Here is a 23,097-nt window from a genome sequence, read left to right as displayed (position 1 = left end):
CGCCAACGGATGAAACGGGTGCTGCTGTTGGTGCTGGGCTTGCTGTGGCTTGGGGTGTGGGGCGGCCAGCCGGCCATAGCTCTATCGCGGGCCAAGGACAATCCGGTGGTGAGCGTGCAATCCCCAGCCAAGGACTTCATCACCACCGAGTCGGGATTGCAGTACTACGATATTGCTCAAGGCAGTGGGCCTTCGCCTCAGCCGGGGCAAACGGTGGTGGTCAACTACGTGGGCAAGCTACAGGATGGCACCATCTTCGATAGCTCCTACAAGCGCAATCAGCCTTTTGTCTTCACCTACGGAGTAGGGCAGGTGATCCGTGGCTGGGAGGAAGGGCTGGCCACCATGCGGGTGGGGGGCAAGCGGTACTTGCGCATTCCGCCGGAGTTGGCCTATGGCAGCCGCGGGGCAGGCGGGGTGATCCCCCCCAACGCCACCTTGGATTTTGAAGTGGAGCTCCTGGCCATCCAGTAGATTCAGATCTTGCAGAGACCGAATATCCAGGCGGCATTGGGCTTGTGCAGGAACTCCCTTCCCCGGAACTGTCTTCTTCTTGGCGGCCCAGTTCTCTAGCAGCAGATCCTGCCCTAGAAAAAGCTCGCCTGCGCCAGCATTTTCGCCAGGTGCGGCAGGGGTTGGACAGATCCCTTATCAGTCAAAAGGTAGTGGCTCACTTGGCTTCTTGCCCCCAGCTCTTGGCTGCCAAAACCATCCTGGCTTACGTAGCTTTTGGCTCCGAGGTAGATCTGGGATCCCTGTTTGCCCTTTTTCCAGAGAAGCAGTGGGGGATCCCCCGTTGTCTGCCGCGGCGGCAAATGCAGTGGCACCGCTACCAGCCGGCTGAGCTTGTCCCCAACTGCTGGGGCTTGCTGGAGCCTTCTCCCGGCAGCACAGTTATCGACCCTGGCAAGGCGGATTTGATCCTGGTGCCCGCCCTGGCCTGCGATCGTTGGGGAAGGCGTTTGGGCTATGGCGGCGGCTATTACGACCGCTTTTTGGCCGCTTTGCCGGATCCCAGTGTGCCCAAGTGGGGCATCCTCCCCCAAGCCTGCTTGCTGGAGCAGCCCCTGCCTCAGGATCCTTGGGATCAGCGCCTGGATGGGATCCAAACCGAGGAGAGGTTCTACGAGACGGGGATCCCCTAGACTAAAGAGGGTGGGCCTTGGAGGAAAAACGATGAGCCAAGTTTGGAAGCCGGCGCAGTGGCTAACCCAAAAGCTGCGTCTTGTCTGCATGAGCTTTGGCTGTGTGGCATTGGCGGTGCTCTTGATGGGCTTTGGGGCGATCCCCCTGCAACTGAAGGATCTCCACGTCACCCCCTGTCCCGATACCCCCGAATACACCAACCTGGTGACCAGCAACGGCAACCCCATACCGGCCAGGTGCCTGTTCGTCGAAGGCACAGTGGTCAACCGCTCCAAAAATACCCTGCTGAACGCGGATGTCTTCGGTCGGCTTTACGATGCCAACGGCAACGAGGTTCTGCCGGAGCGTACCCGCCTGGGGGCCATTGCAGAAGTTCCTCCCGGCGAGAGCCCTTTTTCAATTCGCATCTCGGTGCCCATAACCAGCCCCCTGCCCCTCACCCTGGAGCAATTCAAGGCCAGCGGCTTCAGCGGTACCGTGCGCCGATGAGGTCCAAAGCTGGCGGCTGAACTCCACCTGGGTGGGGCGCTCAGGCAAATGGAGCTGGGCAACCACAGGCGGGGTTTGGGCGATCAGCCGGCCCCGGCGGAAGACATACAGGCAAGCTGGTTTCAGGCGAATGGCTTCGACGGCATCGGCGGCCTGGAGCACCACCAGATCGGCGTAGCAGCCGGGTTCCAGGCCGTAGCCTTCCAACCCCAGAATGCGGGCCGGGTTTTCTGTTACCGCCAAAAAACACTGGCGCATCTGCTCATAGCCAGTCAGTTGGGCGGCGTGGATGGCCATGTGGGCCACCTCCAGCATGTTGCCGCTGCCCAAAGGGTACCAGGGATCCATCACGCAATCCTGGCCAAAGGCTACCGTCAAGCCTGCGTCCATCAGCTCGGGCACCCGGGTCAGCCCCCGCCGCTTGGGGTAGGTGTCGTGGCGCCCCTGCAGCACTAGGTTTACCAGCGGGTTGGCAACCACCCCCAGCTCCGCCTCGGCCATCAGGGGGATCAGTTTGCTGACGTAGTAGTTGTCCATCGAGTGCATCGAGGTTAGGTGGGATCCGGCTACCCGCCCCTGCAAGCCCAGCCGCAGCGTTTCGTAGGCCAAGGTTTCCACATGGCGCGAAAGCGGATCGTCGGTCTCGTCGCAGTGCAGATCCACCCGCAGGCCGCGCGCCGCAGCAATCTCGCACAGGGCCCGCACCGAAGCTGCTCCCTCGGCCATCGTCCGCTCGAAGTGGGGGATCCCGCCCACCACCTCCACCCCCAAATCCAGAGCCTTCTCCAGAAGCTGCACCGCCCCTGGCGAGCGATAGTAGCCATCCTGAGGAAAGGCCACCAGTTGCAAATCCAAGTAGGGAGCCACTTTTTGCTTGACTTCCAGCAGCGCCCGCACCGCCAACAGGTTGGGATCGCACACATCCACATGGGTGCGGATGGCCAGGATCCCACGCGCCACTGCCCAGTCGCAATAGGTCAAGGCCCTCTCCATCACCGCCTCGGGGGTCAACAGCGGCTTCAACTCCCCCCAGAGGGCGATCCCTTCTAGCAAGGTGCCCGACTGGTTGACGCGCGGGATCCCATAGGTGAGGGTGGCATCCATGTGAAAGTGGGCATCCACGAAGGGGGGCGACACCAAGCGGTTGCTGACATCAATTTCTTGGGGGGCAGTGGCTTGCAAGTTGCTTTCCAGAGCCACAATGCGATCCCCCTGGATACCGATATCGATTCCCTTGCGGCCATCCGGCAAATTGGCCCGGCGCAAAATGAGATCCATATGTTGTGGCTATTTGTTTGAACTTAGGATGGAAAGAAGCAACTACAGTTGACTGAATGATAGGCCAAATCAGATAAAGATGTCTTAAATTACCTCAAAGCCCGAATTTAGGAAACCAGTTGATTGGGTTATTGCTCACTTTATAAAAGAGGGCTGTAGTCCCCAACAGCATCCGGTTGTGCAAGATATCAACCAAGTAGTCAGAGGGATAATCTATCGAGAGCTGATTTGAGAGGACTTGGCCCTTACATCCATTCCAACCGTCAGCGAAACTTCGTTGTCCATTACAAACAAGCTCCTTCTCAAAAAATTGTATTTCAGGACACATATTTTCAGGGATCCCCCCTTTACGATAAACCGGTCAGTAACCCGATCTCGAACTAACCTCAACAGAAGCGACTATGGCACGTTTAGAACTCTCCCGGCGGGACTTCTGCCTGCGTTCTGGGGCTTTTGTGGCTGGCCTGATGGGGAGCCGCTGGTTGGTTCGCGATGCCGCGGTGGCTCAAGGAACCAAGCTGAAAGTGGCTGGGGTTTATACGGTTCCCATTGAGCAGCAGTGGGTGAGCCGGATCCATAAAGCGTTGATGGCTGCCCAGAAGCGGGGGGATATTGACTATACCTGGTCGGAGTCAGTTTCCAACACCGACTACCCACGGGTGCTGCGTCAGTATGCCGAGAGCGGCGTCCAACTGCTGGTGGGTGAGGTCTTTGGGGTGGAGCGGGAAGCGCGGGAGGTGGCCAAAGACTATCCTAAGGTCAGCTTCTTGATGGGATCCAGCCTCAAGCCGGATCCTGCCCTGAGCAATTTTGCCGTGTTTGACAACTACATCCACGAGCCTTCCTATTTGACGGGAATGGTGGCCGGGGGGCTGACCCGCTCCAAAATCATCGGCATGGTGGGGGGCTATCCCATTCCAGAAGTGAACCGCCTCATGAATGCTTTTATGGCAGGGGCGAGGGAACTGCAGCCGGAGGTGAAGTTTTTGGTCACCTTTATCGGCAGTTGGTTTGATCCCCCCAAAGCCAAAGAGGCGGCTTTTGCCCAAATTGATGCCGGCGCAGATATCCTTTACGCGGAGCGGTTTGGGGTATCTGATGCCGCCAAAGAGAGGGGCGTTTTGGCCATCGGCAATGTGATCGATACCCAGCCGGACTACCCGGAAACGGTGGTGGTCAGCGCCCTGTGGCACATGGAACCCACCATCGACAGAGCCATTGCCGCGGTGAAGGCCGGAGAATTTAAGGCAGAGGACTACGGGATCTACAGCATGATGAAATATGGGGGATCCAGCCTCTCCGACTGGGGAACCTTCGCCGACAAGGTTCCGGCTGAACTGAAAGCTAAGGTGATGCAGAGGCAGGCAGAGATTCTGGCAGGGTCTTTTGTTGTAGCCATCGATGATAGCGAACCCAAGTCCACCCTCTGAAGCGCCTTTGGCCTTGAAGGTGGTGGGCATTACTAAGCGCTTTGGTGCTCTGCTGGCCAACGACCAGATTGATCTTGAGCTGCGGGCCGGGGAGATTCTGGCCATCTTGGGGGAAAATGGGGCGGGCAAAACGACACTGATGAACATCCTGTTTGGGCACTATGTTCCCGATCAGGGTCAGGTGTGGGTGTTTGGTCGGCCCCTCAAGCTGGGATCCCCGGCGGCTGCCCTGGCGGCAGGGATAGGCATGGTGCATCAGCATGTGGTCTTGGCCGATAATCTGTCGGTGCTGGACAACATTCTTCTGGGCACTCAGCCCCTGTGGCACCTGTGGTCTCGGCGGCGAGAGGGACGGCGGCGCATCCAAAAGCTGGCCGAGGAATTGGGGTTGGCCGTGGATCCCGAGGCCCTGGTGGGATCCCTGACCTTAGGGGAGCGGCAGCGGGTGGAGATCCTCAAGGTGCTGTATCGAGGGGCGCGGATCCTGATTTTGGATGAGCCTACGGCGGTGTTGACCCCACCGGAAATTGAGCCGTTTTTTCACACCCTACGGCAGATGGCCGGTCGCGGGCTGGGGATCCTGCTGATTTCCCACAAGCTCCAGGAGGTGATGCGCATCAGTGACCGGGTGATGGTGCTGCGCTCAGGGCGGGTGGTGATGGCGGGCAAGACGGCTGAGATCCATCCCACAACTCTGGCGGAAGCGATGGTGGGGCAGCGGTTGGCGGCGGTGGTCAAAGCGCCCTTGTCTGTTGGGGAGACGATCCTGGAGCTGCAGCAGGTCTCCTGTCGGGCAGGGCAGCAGCATCTGGAGCAGGTTTCTCTGACGGTGCGGCGTCACGAAATCGTGGGTATTGCCGGGGTGGCGGGCAATGGGCAGGCCGTTCTGGCAGATCTGGTCTGTGGGGTGATCCGGCCCCACCAAGGTCATCTCCATCTGCATGGCCGAGTCCTGCGGCTGATCTCTCCTGCTGAGATGGTGCGGCAAGGCATGGCCCGGATCCCAGAAGACCGCCACAAAACTGGGCTGATTGGTTCCCTTAGCCTGTGGGAGAATTGGGTGATCGAGCGCTATCGGGATCCCGAATTCTCGCGGTGGGGGATCCTGCGTCACCGCCAAATCTATCAGCAGGCCCACACCTGGCTACAGACCTACGACGTGCGGGGACTCCAGAGTGGGGATCCGCGGCAGGCGCTCCAGATGCCAGTGCAACTGCTGTCCGGCGGAAATATGCAAAAAGTGATCCTCTCGCGGGAGCTGTGTCGGGATCCCCAGGTGATTGTGGCTCACCAACCGACGCGGGGACTGGATCTGGGGGCTGTGGCCTATGTGCATGCCCAACTTCTGGCAGCAGCCCGGGCTGGAGCCGGGATCCTGCTCATTTCCGAAGACCTGGATGAATTGCTGAGTTTAGCGGATCGAGTGGCGGTGCTCTATCGCGGTCGGCTTTCCTCGGCAGTCCCGACCCAAACCACAACGGTGACCGCCTTGGGGTTGCGTATGGCCGGGCAGGAGGTGGCTGATGCGTGTTGAACCCCGTTCCACGGTGCCCCTTTGGCTGATCCTGAGCGCGCCGATGGCAGCCATTGTCCTGGCTTTCCTCTCCTGCAGCCTGCTGATCCTGTGGACGGGATCCCCAGTTTTGGCAGCCTATGGAGCTTTGCTGCGGGGAGCGGTGGGATCCCCCTTTGCCCTAAGCGAGACCTTGACTCGGGCCGTTCCCCTGATCCTGACGGGATTGGCGGTGGCGGTGTGTTTTCGGGCCAAGTTGTGGAACATCGGTGCAGAAGGCCAGTTTTATGGCGGGGCTCTGGTTGCCAGCCTCTTGGGCACCGGTGGGCTTTTGCTGCCGCGCCCATGGTTGGTGTTGGTGCTGCTGCTGGCGGGCTGGATTGCTGGAGGGCTGCTGCTGTGGATCCCGGCCTGGCTCAAGACCCAGTTCCAGGTGGACGAAGTGGTGACCACCTTGCTGCTCAATTTTGTCATTCTTCTCGGGATTAGCTATCTCCTGGAAGGCCCCCTCAAAGATCCTCTGGCTCTGGGTTGGCCCCAAGGTCGTGCCCTTGTGGATGCTGCCCTACTGCCGCGGCTGATCCCCCGCAGTCGTCTCCATGCCGGTTTGATCATTGCCCTGCTCGCTGCCCTGGGGGTGTGGGCCATAGAGCGGTTCACCGTTTGGGGCCTAGAAATGCGAGCCGTAGGCGCGAACCCGGAAGCGGCCAGGTTTCTCGGCATCCCAGTCCAGGGAGTTATTTTGTATACCTCACTGCTGGGAGGGGGGCTGGCAGGCTTGGCGGGAGCTTGTGAACTTCTCGGGCTCAAGGGCTATCTCACCTTGGATTTATCCCCGGGCTTTGGCTACACCGGCATTGTTGTTGCCCTGTTGGCCCAACTGCATCCCTTGGGAGTGGTGGGGGCCGCAGTTTTCATTGCCGGGGTTTATGTGGGAGCCGATACCATGGGGCGTAGCTTGGGCGTTCCCACCTATCTTGCCGATGTCATTGTTGCTGCTGCCCTGCTGTGGATGTTGGTCTGCATGGGATTGGCCCGTTATCGTCTGCGCTGGGACTGAGCACCCGTGTCTGCACTCCTGAGTCTAATCAGCTTAATCAGCACCACCAGCTTTTGGGTGGCCACCCTGCGCATTGCCACTCCCTTGCTCTTTGGCACTTTGGGCGAAGTCCTCTGTGAGCGGGCCGGCGTTCTCAATTTGGGCATCGAAGGGATCATGACCCTGGGGGCCATGACCGGTTGGCTGGTGGTCTATCAGGGATCCGGATTGTGGTGGGGCGTAGCCTTTGCTGCCGTCCTCGGTGCAGGTGTGGGCTTGATTCACAGCCTGTTGACCGTCCGCCTTGGGGTTTCCCAGCACGTCACCGGCATTGGCATTACCCTCTTGACCATCAATGCTGCTTATTTTGTTTATCGCATGGCCCTGCCCCAGGTCACCTCTCCCCCCAAAATCGTCCCCTTCAGTCCTTGGCCGATCCCCGGTCTCTCCAGCCTGCCCTTTCTGGGAGAAACCCTGTTTACCCAGCCGCCCCTCACCTACCTCGGCCTTCTCCTGGTGCCCCTCATGGCCTACATCCTCTACCGAACTCCGCTGGGCCTGGCCGTGCGCATGGTTGGAGAAAATCCCCAGGCTGCCGCTTCCCAGGGGATCCCGGTCTATGCCGTTCGCACCGGGGCCGTGATGGTGGGCAGCGCTCTCATGGCGGTGGCCGGCGCTTTTTTAACCCTCTCTGCGTTCGATGCGTTTTTCTTCAATATCGTCAATGGACGGGGGTGGATTTGCATTGCCCTGGTGGTTTTTGCCGCTTGGGATCCCTGGCGAGCCTTGGCAGGGGCATTGTTGTTTGCTGGATTTGATGCCTTGCAATTACGCCTTCAGCAGCTTTGGGGCAGCCGGATCCCCTATCAGTTTTTCTTAATGTTGCCCTATCTGCTCAGTATTGTGGCGTTGATTTTGGTCTCTCGCCATGCCAAAGCGCCCCGCGCCCTTTTGATCCCCTTTCGCCCTGAAGAACGGATTTGACTACTGGACTTTCAAGAAGCCGAAAATTACTCCTATTGAGCCTTTGCCCTTGCCCCAGAAGCCTGTATGTCTTACGTCAAGACGATTGTCTGTTTCGCCAACTCCAGAAAAATGGCCGGTCGCTGTATTGCCGGCAAGGAATGGCAGAACGGAGAGCCAGGAGAATGGGTGCGTCCTGTCAGCAGCCGCCCGTCACATGAGGTCTCTGAACATGAGAGGTACTACGAGAGCGGTGGCGACCCAGAACTTCTTGATATTCTCTGTGTCTCTTGTGATACACCTCAGCCACTACCTCACCAGAGGGAGAACCACGTTATCAATCCAAAGCACCGCTGGAAAAAAGTTGGCCACCTGCCTTGGGAGGATATCAACAGTTGGCTAGACAACCCTGAGAATCTCTGGGGCACTGGCGAGAGCAGCTATGCTGGGTGGAACAACCGGTTAAGTGTCGGGCGAGAAAGCGGAGTTTCTCTTTACCTTGTACCGGTCGAGCATTTGCGTCTGTTGGTTGGTTACAAGGCACCAGGATACCCGAATTCTAAGCGTAGAGTGCGCGGCGAGTTTGTATACAAGGGAGTAAAATACTGCATGGATGTTACCGATCCTGTGATTGAACGGGATTTCCTAATGGGCGAAGACGGTCAATATGACATCCCCGATCCGGTGCTGTGTGTTAGCCTTAGCGATCCCTACTTGGGCTATTACTACAAGCTGATAGCGGCTGTTCTCTACTCAGGTCGACTCATATGAAATCAGAGATCTACACGATTGGTCACTCAAACCACGAGATTGATTTTTTCATAGACTTACTGCGCCAGTACAACATCACCGGTATTGGCGACGTTCGCTCACGTCCATATAGCCGTTACGTCCCTCAATATTCACAAGAAAAGTTGAAAAGTGCTTTAGCGGCAGCAGGTATTGCTTACGTCTTTCTGGGCAAAGAATTGGGAGGACGTAGCGAAAATCCGAGCTGCTATGATCAGGGTAGGATTCAGTATGAACGACTGGCAAATGAGCCAGCCTTCCTCGAAGGGATCGACCGTCTGATCCAAGGTTCTAGTCGGTATCGGATCGCACTGATGTGTGCTGAGAAAGACCCTATTGAATGTCATAGATCGTTGCTGGTGGCGCGTAAACTTTTTCAAAGTGGGATTCCGGTCAACCACATCTTGGCCAATGGCTCTTTGGAGACTCATGAGGCTCTAGAATCTCGTCTTCTTGCCCTTTGCAAACTTCCAGAGGGGGACTTGTTTAGAAGTCGGGAAGAGTGTATAGCCGAAGCCTATCTCATTCAAGGCAGGCGTGTCGCCTATCGAGATGAGAAAATGTCAAAAAGTGATGAGCGGAGCGCGAGGCCATGAAGATATTTACAATAGGGTTCACGAAGAAAAGTGCAGAACAGTTCTTTAATCGTTTAAAACAGCCTGGTCTAGTTCGAGTTGTTGATGCTCGACTTAACAATACCTCACAACTGGCAGGATTCACGAAAAAGAATGACCTAGAGTTCTTCCTTCACGAGATCTGTAAGCTTGGATACATTCATTTGCCAGAATTGGCACCGACCCAAGAAATTCTTGATGCTTATAAAGCTAGTGGTGACTGGTCTAATTATGAGAGACAGTTTTTGTCGTTGATGGCCGAGCGTCGTATCGAAGATCAAGTGGATAAAAGTATTCTCGATGGAGGGTGTCTGCTTTGTAGTGAAGCTACTCCTGAGCACTGTCATCGTAGGCTGGTTGCTGAATATTTGCACAGAAAATGGGGTGATGTTGAAATCGTGCATCTATAAAAGCCAAGAGCTGGCACTACGGCTTTTTCCGATTTATGCAGCTATTCCAAGTTGCAGCAGGGTTCTGGCAACACGGAGCGAAAGGGATGCCCAACTGATTTGGAAACTCTCTCACCGACAGCAAGCTCAATACAGGGATCCCCGCTTGGGCAGATCCAACACATTGACATCTTTGGGGTTGACCTTGAGCAGATGATGGGCGAGCAGGAAGCCTGTGATCGTCTGGGTTTGGCTGCCCCATGCGTACCTCTGTTGGGTCATGGAAGTATTCCGCCTACTTTTGTTCGGGAATGACCTTGGTTTGAATGTTGCACCCGTTGCTGATGACATCGCCGTACTGTTGCCCCCGCAACACTGGGCCAGTGTTTGCCGCCGTTGCTTTTGGATCCCAAGTTCCTGCTGTCAGCTAGCGTGTATGGTAGATGAAAGCTTGTTTTTGGGTCTTTCCCCGTCCCTATGCCCAGGGCTAGCACCTCTCGCCATCAGACCGACCCCCGCTTCAGCTCTGCTATCGCTACGCGAGGCTTTCGCGAACAGGCCAAAGGGTTAAAGCCCCACCAACAAAAGCAACTGCAACGGCTTTACCAACTGCGCCTACCCCCCAACCGCCTGGTGACGGTGGAGTTTGCCCAACGGCTGGGATCCCTGACCCAAGAGTTGGAAGGCCGGCCCATCAGCGTTTACCTCAACCGGCGCGGCCAGGTAATCCGCGTAGGGGTGGGATCCCCTTTTGAAACCCAGATTCCCGCTTGGGAATTGCCCCGCCAGGGGGCCGAGCGCCTATCCGGGATCCGCTGCATCACCACCCAAATGGGGGAGGGGGGCCCCGGTCAAAAAGCGCTGACGGCCATGGCTTTGCAGCGTTTGGATGCCCTCATCACCCTTTCCGTGTCCAAGTCAGGAGGGCACCGACGCCGGGGAGGAGCGGCTACGGGCTTTGTTCACCGGGCCTATCTGGCCCATCTGCTGCCGGAGGGAGAGCGCCGTTGGCAGGTTTCTGAGCCTTTGCCTTTGGGGATCCTGGCAGAACAGGATCTGCAGGAGCTGGTGGCGGAGCTAGAAGATGGCTTTCGGCGCCAGTTGACCGCCCGCCAGGTGGATCTGGATCAGGATCGGGCCATCCTGGTGGGGCTGCAGGAGTCCGGGCAGAGCTACGAGGATCTCATGGATGGGTTGGCGGAGCTGAGCCGCCTGGTGGAGAGTGCCGGCGGACAGGTGCTGCAAGCCCTCTGGCAGAGGCGCGAAGGCCCCAATTCGGCCACGGTAATCGGATCCGGTAAGGTGCAAGAGCTGGCTCTGCTGGTCCAGGATCTGGGCGCTAACTTGGTGGTGTTCGACCGGGAACTCACCCCCAGCCAGGTGCGCACCTTGGAAGAGGCGGTGGGGGTGCGGGTGGTGGATCGCAGCGAGGTGATCCTGGATATTTTTGCCCAGCGGGCCAGAACCCGGGCCGGAAAATTGCAGGTGGAGCTGGCCCAACTGCAGTATTTGCTACCTCGCTTGGCCGGTCGAGGGCGCACCATGTCGCGGCTAGGTGGGGGCATCGGCACCCGTGGCCCGGGGGAAACCCAACTGGAAATGGAGCGGCGGGCCATCCAGCGGCGCATCAGCAAGCTGCGGCAAGAGGTGGAAGAGCTGCGCCGCCACCGCCAGCGGCTGCGCCAACGGCGCGAGGCATCCCAAATTCCCGTGGTGGCCCTGGTGGGCTACACCAACGCCGGCAAATCCACCCTCCTCAATGCCCTCACCCATGCCCAGGTCTACGTGGCCGACCAACTCTTTGCCACCTTGGATCCCACTACCCGGCGGCTGGATCTGCCCAACCGGCAGGCGGTCCTGCTGACCGACACGGTGGGATTTCTAACCGAATTGCCAGACCAACTGGTGGATGCCTTTCAAGCCACCCTGGAAGAGGTGACGGAAGCCGATGCCCTACTACATGTGGTGGATCTCTCCCACCCCAACTGGGAGGGGCAAATCGAGGCGGTGGAAACATTGCTGGACGAGATGCCCTTGGCCACCGGCCCCCGGCAACTGGTGTTTAACAAAATCGACCGCCTGGATCCCGAATGGGTAGAGGATGTGCGCCTGCTCTACCCGAAGGCCCTGTTTGTTTCCGCCACCACCGGCCAAAACCTGGATCAGTTGCGCCACACCCTGGCCCAATTTGCTGCAGTTCTAAGCCCCAACCCCTTCGATAGTCAGGAACCCAGAGATCCCTAGAAGCATTCCATAAGGATTTCGCAACTTGCAAATTGCATTTATACCCCCTGTCAACATAAACATTCGGTTACATTGAGATCGAGATTGTTACCCGACTTAAAGTTAGGGAGAGAACATGGCCTCTACTGCAGTTGTACCTCAAGTCGCACCTCGCTTGGCCCCATCCCACCTGACGCTGCAAACTCTGCCTATCGGGGCCGACACCCTCGCCATTCGCTCCCAAGATTGGGATCGGGATCGATTTGACATCGAATTTGCTCTGGAAAACGGCACCACCTACAACTCCTTTTTGATTTGCGGCGAGAAGGTGGCCTTGATTGACACTTCCCACGAGAAGTTTCGCCGGTTGTACTTGGATTGCCTGCAAGGGATCGTGGATCCCACTGCGATCGACTACCTGGTGGTCAGCCACACCGAGCCAGATCACAGCGGCCTAGTCGGTGATCTGCTGGAGCTGGCGCCCCAGATGACGGTGGTGGCCTCCAAGGTGGCGGTGCAATTTCTGGAAGATCTGGTGCATCGGCCCTTCCAGCGGCTGGTGGTGAAACAGGGAGATCGCTTGGATCTGGGCAAGGGGCATGTCCTGGAATTTATCTCTGCCCCCAACTTGCACTGGCCCGACACCATCCTCACCTACGACCACGGCACCCAGATCCTTTACACCTGCGACGTGTTTGGGATGCACTACTGCGACGACTTTGCCTGGGATGAGCATCCCCATCTGCTGCAGGCGGACTTTAAGCTCTACTACGACTGCCTCATGGGGCCCAATGCCCGCTCGGTGTTGTCTGCCCTGAAGCGCATGGAAGCCTTGCCTCCCATCGCTGCCATTGCTACCGGCCACGGCCCCCTGCTGCGCCATCACCTGTCCGACTGGGTGGGGCAATATCGCACCTGGAGCCTCGAGCAGGCCAAAGCCGAGCGCCTGGTGGCAGTGTTCTACCTGTCCGGCTATGGCCAGGCGGAAACCTTGGCTCAAGCCATTGCCCGTGGGATCCAAAAAACCGGCATCCAGGTGGAGCTGGCAGATTTACGGCTGGTGGATGCCCACGAGGTGCGGGAGCTGATGAGCTTGGCCGCCGGTGTGGTGATAGGCATGCCGCCCCAATCAGGGCCTGAGGCCGCCACCACTCAAGTGCTGCTGAAAACCCTTTTGGCCTCTGCCCACAGCAAGCAAGGCTTTGGTCTGTTTGAGTCGGGCGGCGAAGATGATGAGTCGGTGTACCTCTGCCGCAACACCCTGCAGGAGATCGGCGCCAAAGAGGTGTTTGCCCCCATTCTGCTTAAGCAGCCTGCCGGCGAGGCTCTGCTGCAACTGGCCGAAGAAGCAGGTACCGATCTGGGGCAGTGGCTGACGCGGGATCGCAACATTCAGCAGATGAAAGCCTTGGATGCCGACTTGGATCGCGCCCTGGGCCGCATCAGCAATGGCCTCTACATTATCACAGCCCGCAAAGGGCAAGCCACCAGCGCCATGCTTGCCTCCTGGGTGGCCCAAGCCAGCACCGATCCGCCGGGGATCAGCATTGCAGTAGCCAAGGATCGGGCCATCGAATCCTTCCTGCAGGTGGGAGATACCTTCGTGTTAAACGTGCTGCAAGAAGGCCATTACCAACCCTTGATGCGCCACTTCCTGAAGAGATTTCCACCGGGGGCCGACCGCTTTGCCGGGATCAAGACCTACCCTGCTGCCAACGGATCCCCCATCTTGGCCGATGCTTTGGCCTACCTGGAGTGCCGCGTGGTGAGCCGCCTGGAAACCAGCGATCACTGGGTGGTGTACAGCACCTTGGAAGCCGGTCGGGTCTCCAGCCCAGAGGGCCTTACTGCCATCCACCACCGCAAGGTGGGGAATCATTACTGATTGAGGCGTGAGCAGTGAGAAGGGAGAAGTGAGAGATGATCCCTCACCTCCAGCCCTTCTCCCTGGGGAAGCTGGGATCCCTGTAGCGAACAGACTCACAAATTCAATAGGACTGCCGATAGACCAAGCCATCGGGATGTAGGAAAAAAGGGCTGTCTTCTCCCAGGCGGATCCCGCTCTGCTCTAGCCAAAAGGGCAGTCTCTCTGTTCCCTGTTGAATCCTTTGGGATCCCTGCTGGGCTGGCCGATAAGGGACGCTGCCCAAACCCGAAGAGAGGGGATCTGAGGGGGCATACCTCTGTCGCCAGCGCTGGTAGGGGCTGACCGGTTCGCGAAAATGTTGCGTAGCGATAACCTCTGCCTTGTCGAGTGCAGTAGCAGTGTGGAGCACTTTCTGGGCTGTCGAGAGAGTAGAGGCAAGTGTTGACGATTCTGACAACTGCAACTGTGAAGAGGGCGAAAGGACGACCACCGGGCATGGCTCAGCTTGTGCCCAAGCCCCCGGCGCAAAAACCCAGGCAAGCCAGCAAAAGAAGATGGCACACTGCATGGGAAGATCCCTCCATAGGCCCAACCCAGTCGTCTCTCAGGCCATTTTTCAAGGGCAGGACTGAGAGCACAGCTCCCATCTTGCCCATGCCAATTTGCAGGCCGAGTGACCGGGATCCCCCCAGTTGAGTGATCTCGATCAGATCAGCAGACCTACTCTAGAAATGGGGTCTAAAGCCCTGCTCTACCGCTGCGCAGTTTGCCTTGGCTTAGCCAGCCAGTAGAGCAAGGAGCATGTCAAGAAACGGCGGATTTGCCAGGATAGTCTGCGCTGCTGACCCGTACATAGGCGTGCCAAGCCAAGTCCAGCAGGCCATCCAACACCGCTGCAGCCACTGCCGGGCCTCCTTTGCGTCCCTCAGTGCGGATGTGGGGCACCATGGAATCGGCTAGCTCCTGCTTGGCTTGCACCACGTTCACAAACCCAGCCGGCGTGGCGATGACCAGAGCAGGGGCCACCTCCTTCTTTCTAATCAGCTGCACCAAGGTGGAGAGGGCAGTCTGGGATTGGCCAATCACAAAGATCGCCTCAGGGTAGCGTTGGGCCAGGGTTTCCAAGCCCCAAGCAGAGCGGGTCTTGTCCCTTTGGGGGCGGGTAATGGCTTCGCTGCTGCAATAGATGGGGTTGGAAAAGGTGTTCTGAACAGCCCAGGCAATGCCCACCTGCACCATCGGCTCATCGACCACAATGGTGGTACGCGCTGCCAAGGCCGCCGCCCCAGCCTGTAAGGCTTCGTTACCAAAACGGATGAGGTTCAAGTACTCAAAGTCGGCAGTAGCATAAATAACCCGACGAACCACCTCATACTCAGCAGGAGAAAGCTCGTGCTTGCCCACCTCCTGGTCGATGATCATCAGGCTCTCTGCATCGGTTACGTGCCACTCCATCGATCCCAGACCCCGCCCGCCGTTTATCCTCAGTAATGACAGGATTGTACCTGCAGAGGCTCCAATGGGTGGGAAAAACCATCGCTCAACCTGGGGGCCAGCCCATCCCCCGACCGCCCAGAACGTGAATGTGGAGATGAAAGACGGTTTGGCCGCCGTCTTCTCCTTCGTTGATCACCAATCGGTAGCCTTTATTTAAACCTGCCTCGGCAGCCACCCGTTGAGCGGTCAGCAGGAGATGTCCCAGCAATGCCTCATGTTCGGGCTTGGCCTGGGAAATGCCGGGGATGGGCTCTTTGGGCACCACCAAAATGTGGACAGGGGCTTGGGGGGCAATATCTTTGAAGGCCAGGGCTCTATCGTCTTCGTAAACGATTTGTGCAGGGATCTCCCTGCGAATAATCTTGCCGAAAACTGTGTCGCTCATGGGTGCTCACAAATTAGTTCTGCCCTTAGCCTACCTGCTAACCGCACATTCTCCCACCCAGGTGGCGAGAGTGGCGCTCGGCACCTACTGCTTCAGCAGCCATTCAAATTCCTGCCGCAGTGATTGAATATGCCCCACTCGCGAGACCAACAGCGCATCTCGCCCGGCATCGCGAAAACGAGAGCGCCACAAACTCACCAAATCGGGGTTGCTGCACCAAAAGCGGATAACAGCGTCGACCAACTGATCCAAGTCCCAGCCGCGCCGGGCCGGCACTTCCTCCACGGATCCCAGTAACGCATCGAGGGTGCAGGAGCTGGTACCCAGGTATTCCACCCCACAGGGCCGCTGGGCCAGCTTCTGTTGCTGATGAAAGAACTGTAGAGCAGGGGCGATGCCGATGATCTCGAAGGTGTAAACCATGTTGCTCCGCAACGCTGACGCGACTGGGCTCAGTCCTACAGAGTTTTTTGCGAAAGATCCTAAAAAGGGGACTAGCAGTCTCAAAACCAAATCAAGGTTGGGATCCCTTCCCAACTATCCTCGATCTGATCCTGGATGTTAGGTATTGATTATACTCAACTTGGGCAAAATGCCAAGGCAAAGGACAGGCAGATCCCTGCGTGGCGAAATACTTTTGCGCCACAGAGGAAGGCTTTGCCTGATGGGCACTCCCTCGTTCAGCTCTGTGTAAATAATCTGTGCAGAAATCTGTGCAGATAAGAGGTAAAGCTGCTAGCAAACACAAGTGAGGACTGCTAGCATCCAATGGGATCTTTTGCTAATTGGCTTTAGCTACACAACTACAGCCCACTAAGGGACCACGGGATACGGTTGTATGGTCATTCTAGGCTAATTGAGACACTCCCCAAGCGTTCCGCGCCGCTGCCGCGACCACCCCCAGCCCCTCTCCCAGAGGGAGTCATCCCTCACCCCCAACCCCTCTCCCAAAGGGAGAGGGGAGTTAGGAAGCAATACAACAGAAATCTTTCAGTTCTGTTTAAAATGACTATAAACCTGCTTGTTTTAAACCTCGTTGGGGTCAAGCCTCGTAAACACGATTTTTGTATCCCCCAGTTTGTGAACAGGCTGTATTGTCACCTGCCTTTTCTGCAGACATTGAAGCAGACATTGAAGATTGTGACTTGAGGCAAGCAAAAGCACAGGCATCAAAAAACTGGCGTGGCCGCATTCTCCGACCGCGCCACCAGCTCAAGCCCTCTCCTCTACCCAAGTCGGTATTGCGTCTTGGGCCTTTTCTTGAGTGGGGGGGAGTTGAAACTGGATGCGCGGCTGCCCTACCCCATAGGTGAGGGTGTAGCTCCACTGCAGGCAGCGCAGCCACAGGCGGGGGTAACGCGCTTCTAGCCAGGGCTGCAGGCGACGCAGCAGATTTGGAAGCCAGCCCCTGAACAAAGCAGAGGTCAAGGCCAGGCCGGTATAGCTGAGGTAGGTAGGTAGCCACTGGGCAAAGCCTTTGGCCCCTACGGCCTCCCAGATCCACAGCAGCAGCCGTGGGTTTTGCAGGGCAGCTTTGATGGCCATGCGGTTAAAGGCCAGCCAGCCGGCCCGGTCTTTGATGAAATCGTCCACCACCTCCGGCGGCTCGGTGGCGAGAATGCCGAAAAAGCTGTTGAGAGTGGCATTGATGCGCTCGGGGGGCAGCACCTTGCCGGTGGGCACCATCATCCCCCGCGAGAAGAGCCAGGTGACGGCCGAGTTGCCCTGGTAGGCCCGGATCTGGGCTAAGTCCGCCGCCCTGAGCAGGTCGTGGCGCAGCGCCGTATCCAGCAGATCGCACAGGCGGGGGCAATTGCGCACCAGGGATCCAAAGCCGGTAAAGCTGAGGGGCGATTGCATGGCTGCCGCATCCCCAATGAGCAGCACCCGGTCAAACTCCGTCCCGCTGCCGCGAACAGGGTGCCGGGGCTGGCCAAATCGTCCGGGGATATAGCCGAAGGTCGCTTTTTTCCACTGCAGGCGCTCGGGGTCGCAGCGGCAGTATTCCGGCAGAATAGCGAAAAAATCTTCGTACAGTTCCAGCAGGGATCCGGGGTTTTCCGGATGCACCTGGTGGTAGTGGAACAGATAAAAGGTAAGATCTTCGCCTGGGCCGGGGAACAGCTCCCAAATGAGTTGCCGACCGCGGCTGATGTCCCCGTGGCTGGCCAGAATGTCCCCAAACTGGGGATCCCATACCCCTGGCTCAAACCCCCCCGCAATGGTAGCCCCCACCGTGGGGCAGACGCTATCAAAAGCCCGATGGCGGTAAAGCTGCTGGGCAATGGGAGAGACTGTTCCCATAGCATCCACCACAAGGCGGGATCCCAGCCGAAACTCCTCGCCGGTGGGCAAATCTTTCAAAACCAGCGTGACGCCTTGTTCGCCAACATAGGCCCGCTGAAACTCGGTGCGCTCGTAGATAGCTCCCCCGCAGGAAGTGAGAATTTGGCCACAGAGCTGCAATAGCTTTTCCGCGTCAATGGCCAGATTGAGTACCGTCGGCGTGTGCAAAACGGGAGCGCGAACCGGGCTATTGCCGTCAAAAAACTTGTTGAACCCATCCGTGTATTCCCGCAGGATCAAGCTCTCCATCTGCTCGGCGCTCAAAAGGCCCAAATCCACCAGGGTTTGCAGCTCCCGCCGGGAGATGTTCCACTCACGGTTCATGCGGCCAAAAGGGAGTCGCTCCACCAAGGCCACGCGGTAGCCCAAGCGGGCCATGGCCGCTCCATAGAGGGCTCCCAGCGCTCCCCCCACGATGGCCAGATCCCACTCCACTGGGGCCGGCTCAGGGCCAGGCTGGCAAAACAAGACCGGCTGAGCAGAGCGGTGGGCTGCGTGGCAATGTTGCACTTCTTCCCGCCAGCGCTTTTCCCACCAGTACACCCGCTGTAGGTCGAACTCGCCATTGGGGATCCGGCGAAAATACTTCACCGTTTGCGGGTAGAAAGGCTCAAGCTGATCGAAGATGGATCCCCGGTTCAGATCGATCTGGGGCAACTGCGGGTAGCGGTGGGGAAATTGGCTTTGAATGGCCTGTTCCAGCTCTCTCAGCCAGCGAGCTTGGCGGGGGAAGGGCTGCTCCGACCACTGGAACACCTTGAGATAGGTAGTGTTCAGCCCCGACCACAAGAAAAGGGCCAGCTCAGCGCCGGATCCCTGTAGGCGCAGGCCCGTGGGGGTAAGAACCTTCTGGCTGCCTTGGGGCAGGGGGATACACTCCTGTAGCCAGCGCAGCACTTGAGCACTATCGGGGCAAGGGATCTCGCGGTAGTAAAGGGAAGTAAGCACGGCGCCGAGATAAGAAACCGAGCAAATCTTTACCCATTGTGACATGAGGGGATCCCTTCCCCTTGCCGATCCCAGGGATCACCCCCTACCCAGGTTTCCCCCCAGCTGCAGATCTGCAGGGGTGTTGCAATTGGTGAGCATCCTCTCAAGAGACTCCGTCCCGCTGTCGGGAACGGTCAGGGGCAGGATGGCTGTTGGCACCTGGGACAACCAGCCCTGAAAGGATCTTCCTCCTGCCTGCAAGAAACTCTCCAGAGAACCTAGCTGCGCCAGGCGATAGAAGCCACACAGGGGCTCCCAGCCCCGCTGACTTTTGGGCAGGGCGGCCACCGTCTGAGGGGGCAGGGTGGCAAGGCGCTGTCGCCAATCCCCAAGAACCTGCTCCTGCAAGCAGGGCAGATCGCAGGCCAGCAGCAGGATCCACTCCGGGGGAGCAGCCAAGGTTTGTAGCCGCCGGATCCCCTCTTGAAAGGCCAGCAGCGGGCCTCGGTGTTGCTCCGCAATGCTGTCCCGACCACGTGGGTCTTGCCCGACCAGGGGGGGAACGTTTTCCCGCCAGAGGTGCCAACCGGGATCCACCACCGGCGCATAGCGCTCCGGCCAGGGGGTGAGGATGTAAACCGCGTCGGCGCAGGCTGCTGCCACCTGAGCCACCCGTCGCAGCAGGGGGATCCCATCCCAAAGCACCAAGGCTTTGTCGGATCCCATGCGGCGGCTGTTGCCCCCGGCCAAGATCAGAGCCACGACCGCAGGCGGGGAATCTTCAGGCATTTTGGACATCCAGTTTTCCACAACGAGCAGCAGGTATTTGTGGAGGAATAGGATAGGGATCCCATCCTCTCCTCACTCTAGCCGCTATGTCTGAGCCCTCTGGTCGTCTGGTTTGGAACCACTCCACCCACATCTCAGGGTTGATCCCTGTTTTGGAACGCCTGACCCGGCAGGCGGGCATTAAAACCGTGACGCCGGGCGCTCTGTCCTGCAGCCGTGGGCGGATCCCCCAGTTGCAGTTGCGGGTTTCGGTGCCGATCCGGGGCGGGTACAAGCTGGTGGCCCGCAAGGGAAGCAGCGTGCAAGAGGTGTTTGTGGTAACGGATCTCAGCCAAACCGAGCTAGAGGCGGCTATTCTCCGCTGTTTGTAGTCAACTGTTTGTAGTCAACCGAGCCTCGTTATTGCTCCGCAACGCTGTACCGACCCAGAACTTCGTCCTGCTGGGGCAAATGGCACATCAGTTGAGGATGAGTTAGCTATGTCTCGTGCTAGTCTCAAGCCCGCCCGTATCAGCGCTGTTTTACCCGGATCCCTGGCAGCAGAAGTGGGCATCCAACCTGGAGAGGCCCTGGTCAGCATCAACGGCGAACGCCCCCGCGATCTCATCGACTACCGCTTCCTGATCGCTGAGGAGTGTGTAAGCCTGGAGATCTTGAATAGCCAAGGGATCCCGCGCACAGTTGAGCTGGAGAAGGGGATCGACGAGGATCTGGGGCTGGAGTTTGAAACGGCCCTGTTCGATGGCCTGATCCAATGCGCCAACGCTTGCCCCTTTTGCTTCATCGACCAACAACCCCCGCAGATGCGGGCGACGCTGCACCTCAAGGACGACGACTACCGCCTCAGTTTTCTCTACGGCAGCTACCTCACTCTCACCAACTTGCCTGCTGCCGAATGGGAGCGCATCGCTCGCCTGCGCCTTTCTCCCCTCTACGTGTCAGTGCATGCTACCGACCCGGAGCTGCGCAGCCGCTTGCTCAAAAACCCGCGGGCTGGCCTGATTTTGGAGCAGTTGGCCTGGTTTCGCCAGCATCGCTTGCAACTGCACGCACAGGTGGTGGTCTGCCCAGGCTGGAACGATGGGGATCACCTCACCCGCACACTCCTCGATTTGGCCGCCTTTCGCCAGCCCGTAGACGGGATCCCCACCGTCCTCTCGGCAGCAGTGGTGCCGGTGGGGTTGACGCGCTTTCGCCCCCCTGGTGATGAGCTGGTTCCTGTCGATGCGGCCAAGGCCCGAGAAGTGATCCAGCAGGTGGAAACTTTGCAGGTCGGGTTTCGGCAAACATTGGGATCCACCTTTGCCTGGCTGGCCGATGAGTGGTATCTGCTGGCGGGGTGGGAACTGCCCCCGGAAGAGCACTATGAAGATTACCCCCAACTGGGGAATGGCGTGGGATCCCTGCGGCTTTTCCTCAGCCAGTTCGAGCAGCTCAAACTGCCGCCTGAGCTCCCTTCTCCCCTCAAGGTTCTGTGGGTGGTGGGCAATGCCGTGGGGCAAGCCTTCCAGCCCATTGTGCAGCGCCTGAATCGCATCCACCATTTGCAGCTCACGCTGCTGCCCATCGCCAGCCGATTTTGGGGCCAAACCCTGACGGTGACCGGGCTGCTGACGGGGCAGGATATCTTGGATGCCCTGAAGTCTGTGGAAAACTTGGCGGACTATGATGGGCTATTGCTACCCCAGATCGCCCTCAAGGACGGGGAGCGCTTTTTGGACGATCTGACCTGGCAGGATCTGCAGGCCCAGGTGGGGATCCCGGTGGTGCGGGTGGACGGCGGGCCGGCAGGCTTGGTGCAGGCGGTGCAACAGCTAGAACAGGGCTATGCCTACGGCACCCTGTGTTGTTCCGCAACGCTCGGGCGAAGGGAAACTGCACCGCTGACGCGACCAAGAACAGCTTTGAGCCGAGGATCCTGAGGCGATGCAGAGGTTGCGGCGAGGATTGTTTCTGCTGCTGGGGGTGGGGCTGGGGATCCTGGCCATCACGGCTTTGGCCTCTTTCTATGTAGATCTGGCTTGGTTTGCCGAGCTGAATGCCCTGCCGGTGCTGTGGACGCGGGTGATTGCCCGCTGGGGGCTGGGCCTGGGCGCTTTCCTCTTTGCCCTGGCGGTGACGGGATCCAACATCTGCTCCTGCTGGCGGGGGGCAACCTTGACCGGGGCCTGGGCGATTGCCACAGGTTTGAGTGTTTTCTTTGCTTGGTCTCTTTCCAATCACTGGTTCACGCTGTTGCTCTGGCTGAACCAGGGGCCCGTCGGGGAGTCGGATCCCATTTTCAACCGCGATCTCGGCTTTTTTCTCTTCAGCCTGCCTTTCTGGGAGACGCTGCAGCATTGGTGCTTCAACCTGGTGCTGCTCACCTTGATTGCCGTTGTCCTCATCTACTTGGTGGAGCTGGGGCTTTCCGAGCAACGGCTGACCTTGGCCCTCTCTCTCTATGCCCAGCGGCACCTGCTGATCTTGGGGGGATCCCTGTTTCTCATTCGCGCCTGGGGCCATTGGCTGGATCGCTACGAGCTGCTCTATTCCACCCGCGGCGTTGTGTTTGGGGCCGGTTTTGCCGATGTGCATGCAACCTTGCCGGCCACGACCTTGATGAGCGGGGTGGCGGGCTTGACGGCAGTGGGGTTCTGGGTTTTGGCCCGCCAAGGGATCCGCCTCAACCTCCCTTTTCTCAAGTCCTGGTGCCCCCCCTGGGCCAGCTCTCTCTTGGCGCCGGCCATCCTCTGGGGAGCCTACCTGGGGTTTGGGCTGCTGACCACCCAACTTTACCCCCAACTGGTGCAAACTTTCTTGGTGGCCCCCAACGAGCTGGAGCTGGAACGCCCTTACATCGAGCACAACATCCGCTTTACCCGCGCCGGTTTTGGCCTGGCCGATGTCGAAGTCCAACCCTTCCCGGAAGGGGGAGCCCTCACCTGGGAGATCCTGCAGCAAAATCAACCCATCCTGAGCAACGTGCGCCTCTGGGATGCGGAGCCTCTATTGGCCACCTATCGACAACTGCAAGAAATCCGCCCCTACTATCAATTCCCCTATGTGAATGTGGATCGCTACCGCATCGGGGGAGAATTGCGCCAAGTCATGCATGCCGCCCGCGAGCTGGACTTTGCCCAGGTACCCCCCGCTGCCCAAACCTGGGTCAACCGGCGGTTTTTTTACACCCACGGCTACGGCCTCACCCTCAGCCCGGTGAACGTGGTGACCCCTGAGGGCCTGCCGGACTTTTTCCTGTCGGATATCCCGCCGCGGGTTTCTCCCCGCTACCCTGAGGTGGCCCCCGTCTTGCGGGTGGAGCAGCCGGCCCTCTACTATGGCGAGCTGACTACCACCGATGTTTTCGTGGGCGCTGAGGCGCGGGAATTGGACTACCCTGCAGCAGAGCGCTATGTGTACAGCAGCTA

23 protein-coding genes are annotated in these 23,097 nt (G+C 58.6%); 15 read left to right on the top strand and 8 right to left on the bottom strand.

Going from position 1 to position 23,097, the window contains the following annotated elements; all coding sequences use genetic code 11:
- The first annotated feature begins 9 nt into the window (after positions 1 to 9).
- Genes NW849_RS01790 through NW849_RS01780 form a run of 3 tightly spaced genes read left to right on the top strand, consistent with a single transcriptional unit; the run spans position 10 to position 1,635 of the window.
- On the top strand, positions 10 to 474 hold the full coding sequence (locus tag NW849_RS01790; RefSeq protein WP_011432059.1) for an FKBP-type peptidyl-prolyl cis-trans isomerase: 465 nt from the start codon (positions 10 to 12) through the stop codon (positions 472 to 474).
- Positions 475 to 518: 44 nt separating this feature from the next.
- Positions 519 to 1,145, top strand: coding sequence for a 5-formyltetrahydrofolate cyclo-ligase (locus NW849_RS01785; protein WP_414355657.1), 627 nt, complete (start codon positions 519 to 521; stop codon positions 1,143 to 1,145).
- 31 nt (positions 1,146 to 1,176) lie between these two features.
- Positions 1,177 to 1,635, top strand: a complete 459-nt coding sequence (locus NW849_RS01780) for an FxLYD domain-containing protein (protein WP_414332474.1) — start codon at positions 1,177 to 1,179, stop codon at positions 1,633 to 1,635.
- On the opposite strand, the gene NW849_RS01775 is transcribed toward NW849_RS01780, so the two are convergent.
- Positions 1,543 to 2,913: an amidohydrolase family protein gene (locus tag NW849_RS01775; protein ID WP_414352109.1), complete on the bottom strand. Its 1,371-nt coding sequence runs from the start codon at positions 2,911 to 2,913 to the stop codon at positions 1,543 to 1,545. The genes NW849_RS01780 and NW849_RS01775 overlap by 93 nt on opposite strands.
- A 401-nt stretch (positions 2,914 to 3,314) precedes the next feature.
- Here NW849_RS01775 and NW849_RS01770 point away from each other — a divergent pair, with 401 nt between their 5' ends.
- The 7 genes from NW849_RS01770 (at position 3,315) to NW849_RS01740 (ending at position 9,671) form a co-directional block, all read left to right on the top strand.
- The gene (locus tag NW849_RS01770) at positions 3,315 to 4,343 is read left to right on the top strand and encodes a BMP family protein (RefSeq protein ID WP_099812061.1); all 1,029 of its coding nucleotides are present in this window, start codon (positions 3,315 to 3,317) and stop codon (positions 4,341 to 4,343) included.
- Positions 4,344 to 4,350: 7 nt separating this feature from the next.
- Positions 4,351 to 5,877, top strand: a complete 1,527-nt coding sequence (locus tag NW849_RS01765; protein ID WP_414355656.1) for an ABC transporter ATP-binding protein — start codon at positions 4,351 to 4,353, stop codon at positions 5,875 to 5,877.
- Complete coding sequence (locus NW849_RS01760) at positions 5,867 to 6,916, top strand: ABC transporter permease (RefSeq protein ID WP_414355655.1); 1,050 nt, start codon at positions 5,867 to 5,869, stop codon at positions 6,914 to 6,916. Before NW849_RS01765 ends, NW849_RS01760 begins: the two co-directional genes overlap by 11 nt.
- Positions 6,917 to 6,922: 6 nt before the next feature.
- Positions 6,923 to 7,879 carry an ABC transporter permease gene (locus NW849_RS01755; RefSeq protein WP_414355654.1) on the top strand — a complete coding sequence of 319 codons (957 nt, stop codon included), beginning with the start codon at positions 6,923 to 6,925 and terminating at the stop codon, positions 7,877 to 7,879.
- A gap of 66 nt (positions 7,880 to 7,945) precedes the next feature.
- Entirely contained in the window at positions 7,946 to 8,629 is a 684-nt protein-coding gene (locus NW849_RS01750) for a dual OB domain-containing protein (protein ID WP_011432051.1), read from the top strand.
- Positions 8,626 to 9,243, top strand: coding sequence for a DUF488 family protein (locus NW849_RS01745; protein WP_414355653.1), 618 nt, complete (start codon positions 8,626 to 8,628; stop codon positions 9,241 to 9,243). Before NW849_RS01750 ends, NW849_RS01745 begins: the two co-directional genes overlap by 4 nt.
- Positions 9,240 to 9,671 (top strand): DUF488 family protein, encoded by a 432-nt coding sequence (locus NW849_RS01740; protein ID WP_414355652.1) that lies wholly within the window; start codon positions 9,240 to 9,242, stop codon positions 9,669 to 9,671. Before NW849_RS01745 ends, NW849_RS01740 begins: the two co-directional genes overlap by 4 nt.
- Positions 9,672 to 9,797: 126 nt before the next feature.
- Here NW849_RS01740 and NW849_RS01735 read toward each other — a convergent pair whose 3' ends face one another.
- Positions 9,798 to 9,932: a hypothetical protein gene (locus NW849_RS01735; protein WP_414355651.1), complete on the bottom strand. Its 135-nt coding sequence runs from the start codon at positions 9,930 to 9,932 to the stop codon at positions 9,798 to 9,800.
- A gap of 195 nt (positions 9,933 to 10,127) precedes the next feature.
- Between NW849_RS01735 and hflX the strand changes: the two genes are divergently transcribed.
- Entirely contained in the window at positions 10,128 to 11,894 is a 1,767-nt protein-coding gene (gene hflX / locus NW849_RS01730) for a GTPase HflX (protein ID WP_414355650.1), read from the top strand.
- 115 nt (positions 11,895 to 12,009) lie between these two features.
- Positions 12,010 to 13,758, top strand: a complete 1,749-nt coding sequence (locus NW849_RS01725; protein ID WP_414355649.1) for a diflavin flavoprotein — start codon at positions 12,010 to 12,012, stop codon at positions 13,756 to 13,758.
- A gap of 103 nt (positions 13,759 to 13,861) precedes the next feature.
- Here NW849_RS01725 and NW849_RS01720 read toward each other — a convergent pair whose 3' ends face one another.
- From NW849_RS01720 to NW849_RS01695, 6 genes are all read right to left on the bottom strand, one after another.
- Positions 13,862 to 14,308, bottom strand: coding sequence for a hypothetical protein (locus NW849_RS01720; protein WP_414355648.1), 447 nt, complete (start codon positions 14,306 to 14,308; stop codon positions 13,862 to 13,864).
- 236 nt (positions 14,309 to 14,544) lie between these two features.
- On the bottom strand, positions 14,545 to 15,195 hold the full coding sequence (locus tag NW849_RS01715; RefSeq protein WP_414329433.1) for a precorrin-8X methylmutase: 651 nt from the start codon (positions 15,193 to 15,195) through the stop codon (positions 14,545 to 14,547).
- An 85-nt stretch (positions 15,196 to 15,280) separates the two neighbouring features.
- On the bottom strand, positions 15,281 to 15,622 hold the full coding sequence (locus NW849_RS01710; RefSeq protein WP_011432043.1) for a histidine triad nucleotide-binding protein: 342 nt from the start codon (positions 15,620 to 15,622) through the stop codon (positions 15,281 to 15,283).
- An 84-nt stretch (positions 15,623 to 15,706) separates the two neighbouring features.
- A complete protein-coding gene (locus tag NW849_RS01705) occupies positions 15,707 to 16,045 on the bottom strand; it encodes a hypothetical protein (RefSeq protein WP_414329426.1) in 339 nt (112 codons plus the stop codon).
- A 789-nt stretch (positions 16,046 to 16,834) separates the two neighbouring features.
- On the bottom strand, positions 16,835 to 18,916 hold the full coding sequence (locus NW849_RS01700; protein ID WP_414355647.1) for an FAD-dependent oxidoreductase: 2,082 nt from the start codon (positions 18,914 to 18,916) through the stop codon (positions 16,835 to 16,837).
- 78 nt (positions 18,917 to 18,994) lie between these two features.
- Positions 18,995 to 19,696, bottom strand: coding sequence for a molybdenum cofactor guanylyltransferase (locus NW849_RS01695; protein WP_414355646.1), 702 nt, complete (start codon positions 19,694 to 19,696; stop codon positions 18,995 to 18,997).
- A gap of 77 nt (positions 19,697 to 19,773) precedes the next feature.
- Here NW849_RS01695 and NW849_RS01690 point away from each other — a divergent pair, with 77 nt between their 5' ends.
- The 3 genes from NW849_RS01690 to NW849_RS01680 all read left to right on the top strand — a co-directional run.
- On the top strand, positions 19,774 to 20,058 hold the full coding sequence (locus NW849_RS01690) for a DUF2103 domain-containing protein (protein WP_011432039.1): 285 nt from the start codon (positions 19,774 to 19,776) through the stop codon (positions 20,056 to 20,058).
- 108 nt (positions 20,059 to 20,166) lie between these two features.
- Entirely contained in the window at positions 20,167 to 21,609 is a 1,443-nt protein-coding gene (locus NW849_RS01685; protein ID WP_414355645.1) for a TIGR03279 family radical SAM protein, read from the top strand.
- A gap of 4 nt (positions 21,610 to 21,613) precedes the next feature.
- On the top strand, positions 21,614 to 23,097 hold a 1,484-nt coding region (locus tag NW849_RS01680; protein WP_414355644.1), incomplete at its 3' end, for a UPF0182 family protein.

The organism is Synechococcus sp. R55.3 (assembly GCF_047461975.1).
Classification (GTDB): domain Bacteria; phylum Cyanobacteriota; class Cyanobacteriia; order Thermostichales; family Thermostichaceae; genus Thermostichus.
Note: the sequence above shows the minus strand (reverse complement) of the source record. Positions and strands in the feature narration are given on the sequence as shown.

Bases quoted from the DNA above. Each gene is read 5' to 3' on its own strand.
- NW849_RS01790 (WP_011432059.1), top strand. From the start codon at position 10: ATGAAACGGGTGCTGCTGTTGGTGCTGGGCTTGCTGTGGCTTGGGGTG.
- NW849_RS01780 (WP_414332474.1), top strand. From the start codon at position 1,177: ATGAGCCAAGTTTGGAAGCCGGCGCAGTGGCTAACCCAAAAGCTGCGT.
- NW849_RS01775 (WP_414352109.1), bottom strand. From the start codon at position 2,913: ATGGATCTCATTTTGCGCCGGGCCAATTTGCCGGATGGCCGCAAGGGA.
- NW849_RS01770 (WP_099812061.1), top strand. From the start codon at position 3,315: ATGGCACGTTTAGAACTCTCCCGGCGGGACTTCTGCCTGCGTTCTGGG.
- NW849_RS01760 (WP_414355655.1), top strand. From the start codon at position 5,867: ATGCGTGTTGAACCCCGTTCCACGGTGCCCCTTTGGCTGATCCTGAGC.
- NW849_RS01750 (WP_011432051.1), top strand. From the start codon at position 7,946: ATGTCTTACGTCAAGACGATTGTCTGTTTCGCCAACTCCAGAAAAATG.
- NW849_RS01745 (WP_414355653.1), top strand. From the start codon at position 8,626: ATGAAATCAGAGATCTACACGATTGGTCACTCAAACCACGAGATTGAT.
- NW849_RS01740 (WP_414355652.1), top strand. From the start codon at position 9,240: ATGAAGATATTTACAATAGGGTTCACGAAGAAAAGTGCAGAACAGTTC.
- NW849_RS01735 (WP_414355651.1), bottom strand. From the start codon at position 9,932: ATGACCCAACAGAGGTACGCATGGGGCAGCCAAACCCAGACGATCACA.
- hflX (WP_414355650.1), top strand. From the start codon at position 10,128: ATGCCCAGGGCTAGCACCTCTCGCCATCAGACCGACCCCCGCTTCAGC.
- NW849_RS01725 (WP_414355649.1), top strand. From the start codon at position 12,010: ATGGCCTCTACTGCAGTTGTACCTCAAGTCGCACCTCGCTTGGCCCCA.
- NW849_RS01720 (WP_414355648.1), bottom strand. From the start codon at position 14,308: ATGCAGTGTGCCATCTTCTTTTGCTGGCTTGCCTGGGTTTTTGCGCCG.
- NW849_RS01715 (WP_414329433.1), bottom strand. From the start codon at position 15,195: ATGGAGTGGCACGTAACCGATGCAGAGAGCCTGATGATCATCGACCAG.
- NW849_RS01710 (WP_011432043.1), bottom strand. From the start codon at position 15,622: ATGAGCGACACAGTTTTCGGCAAGATTATTCGCAGGGAGATCCCTGCA.
- NW849_RS01705 (WP_414329426.1), bottom strand. From the start codon at position 16,045: ATGGTTTACACCTTCGAGATCATCGGCATCGCCCCTGCTCTACAGTTC.
- NW849_RS01695 (WP_414355646.1), bottom strand. From the start codon at position 19,696: ATGTCCAAAATGCCTGAAGATTCCCCGCCTGCGGTCGTGGCTCTGATC.
- NW849_RS01690 (WP_011432039.1), top strand. From the start codon at position 19,774: ATGTCTGAGCCCTCTGGTCGTCTGGTTTGGAACCACTCCACCCACATC.
- NW849_RS01685 (WP_414355645.1), top strand. From the start codon at position 20,167: ATGTCTCGTGCTAGTCTCAAGCCCGCCCGTATCAGCGCTGTTTTACCC.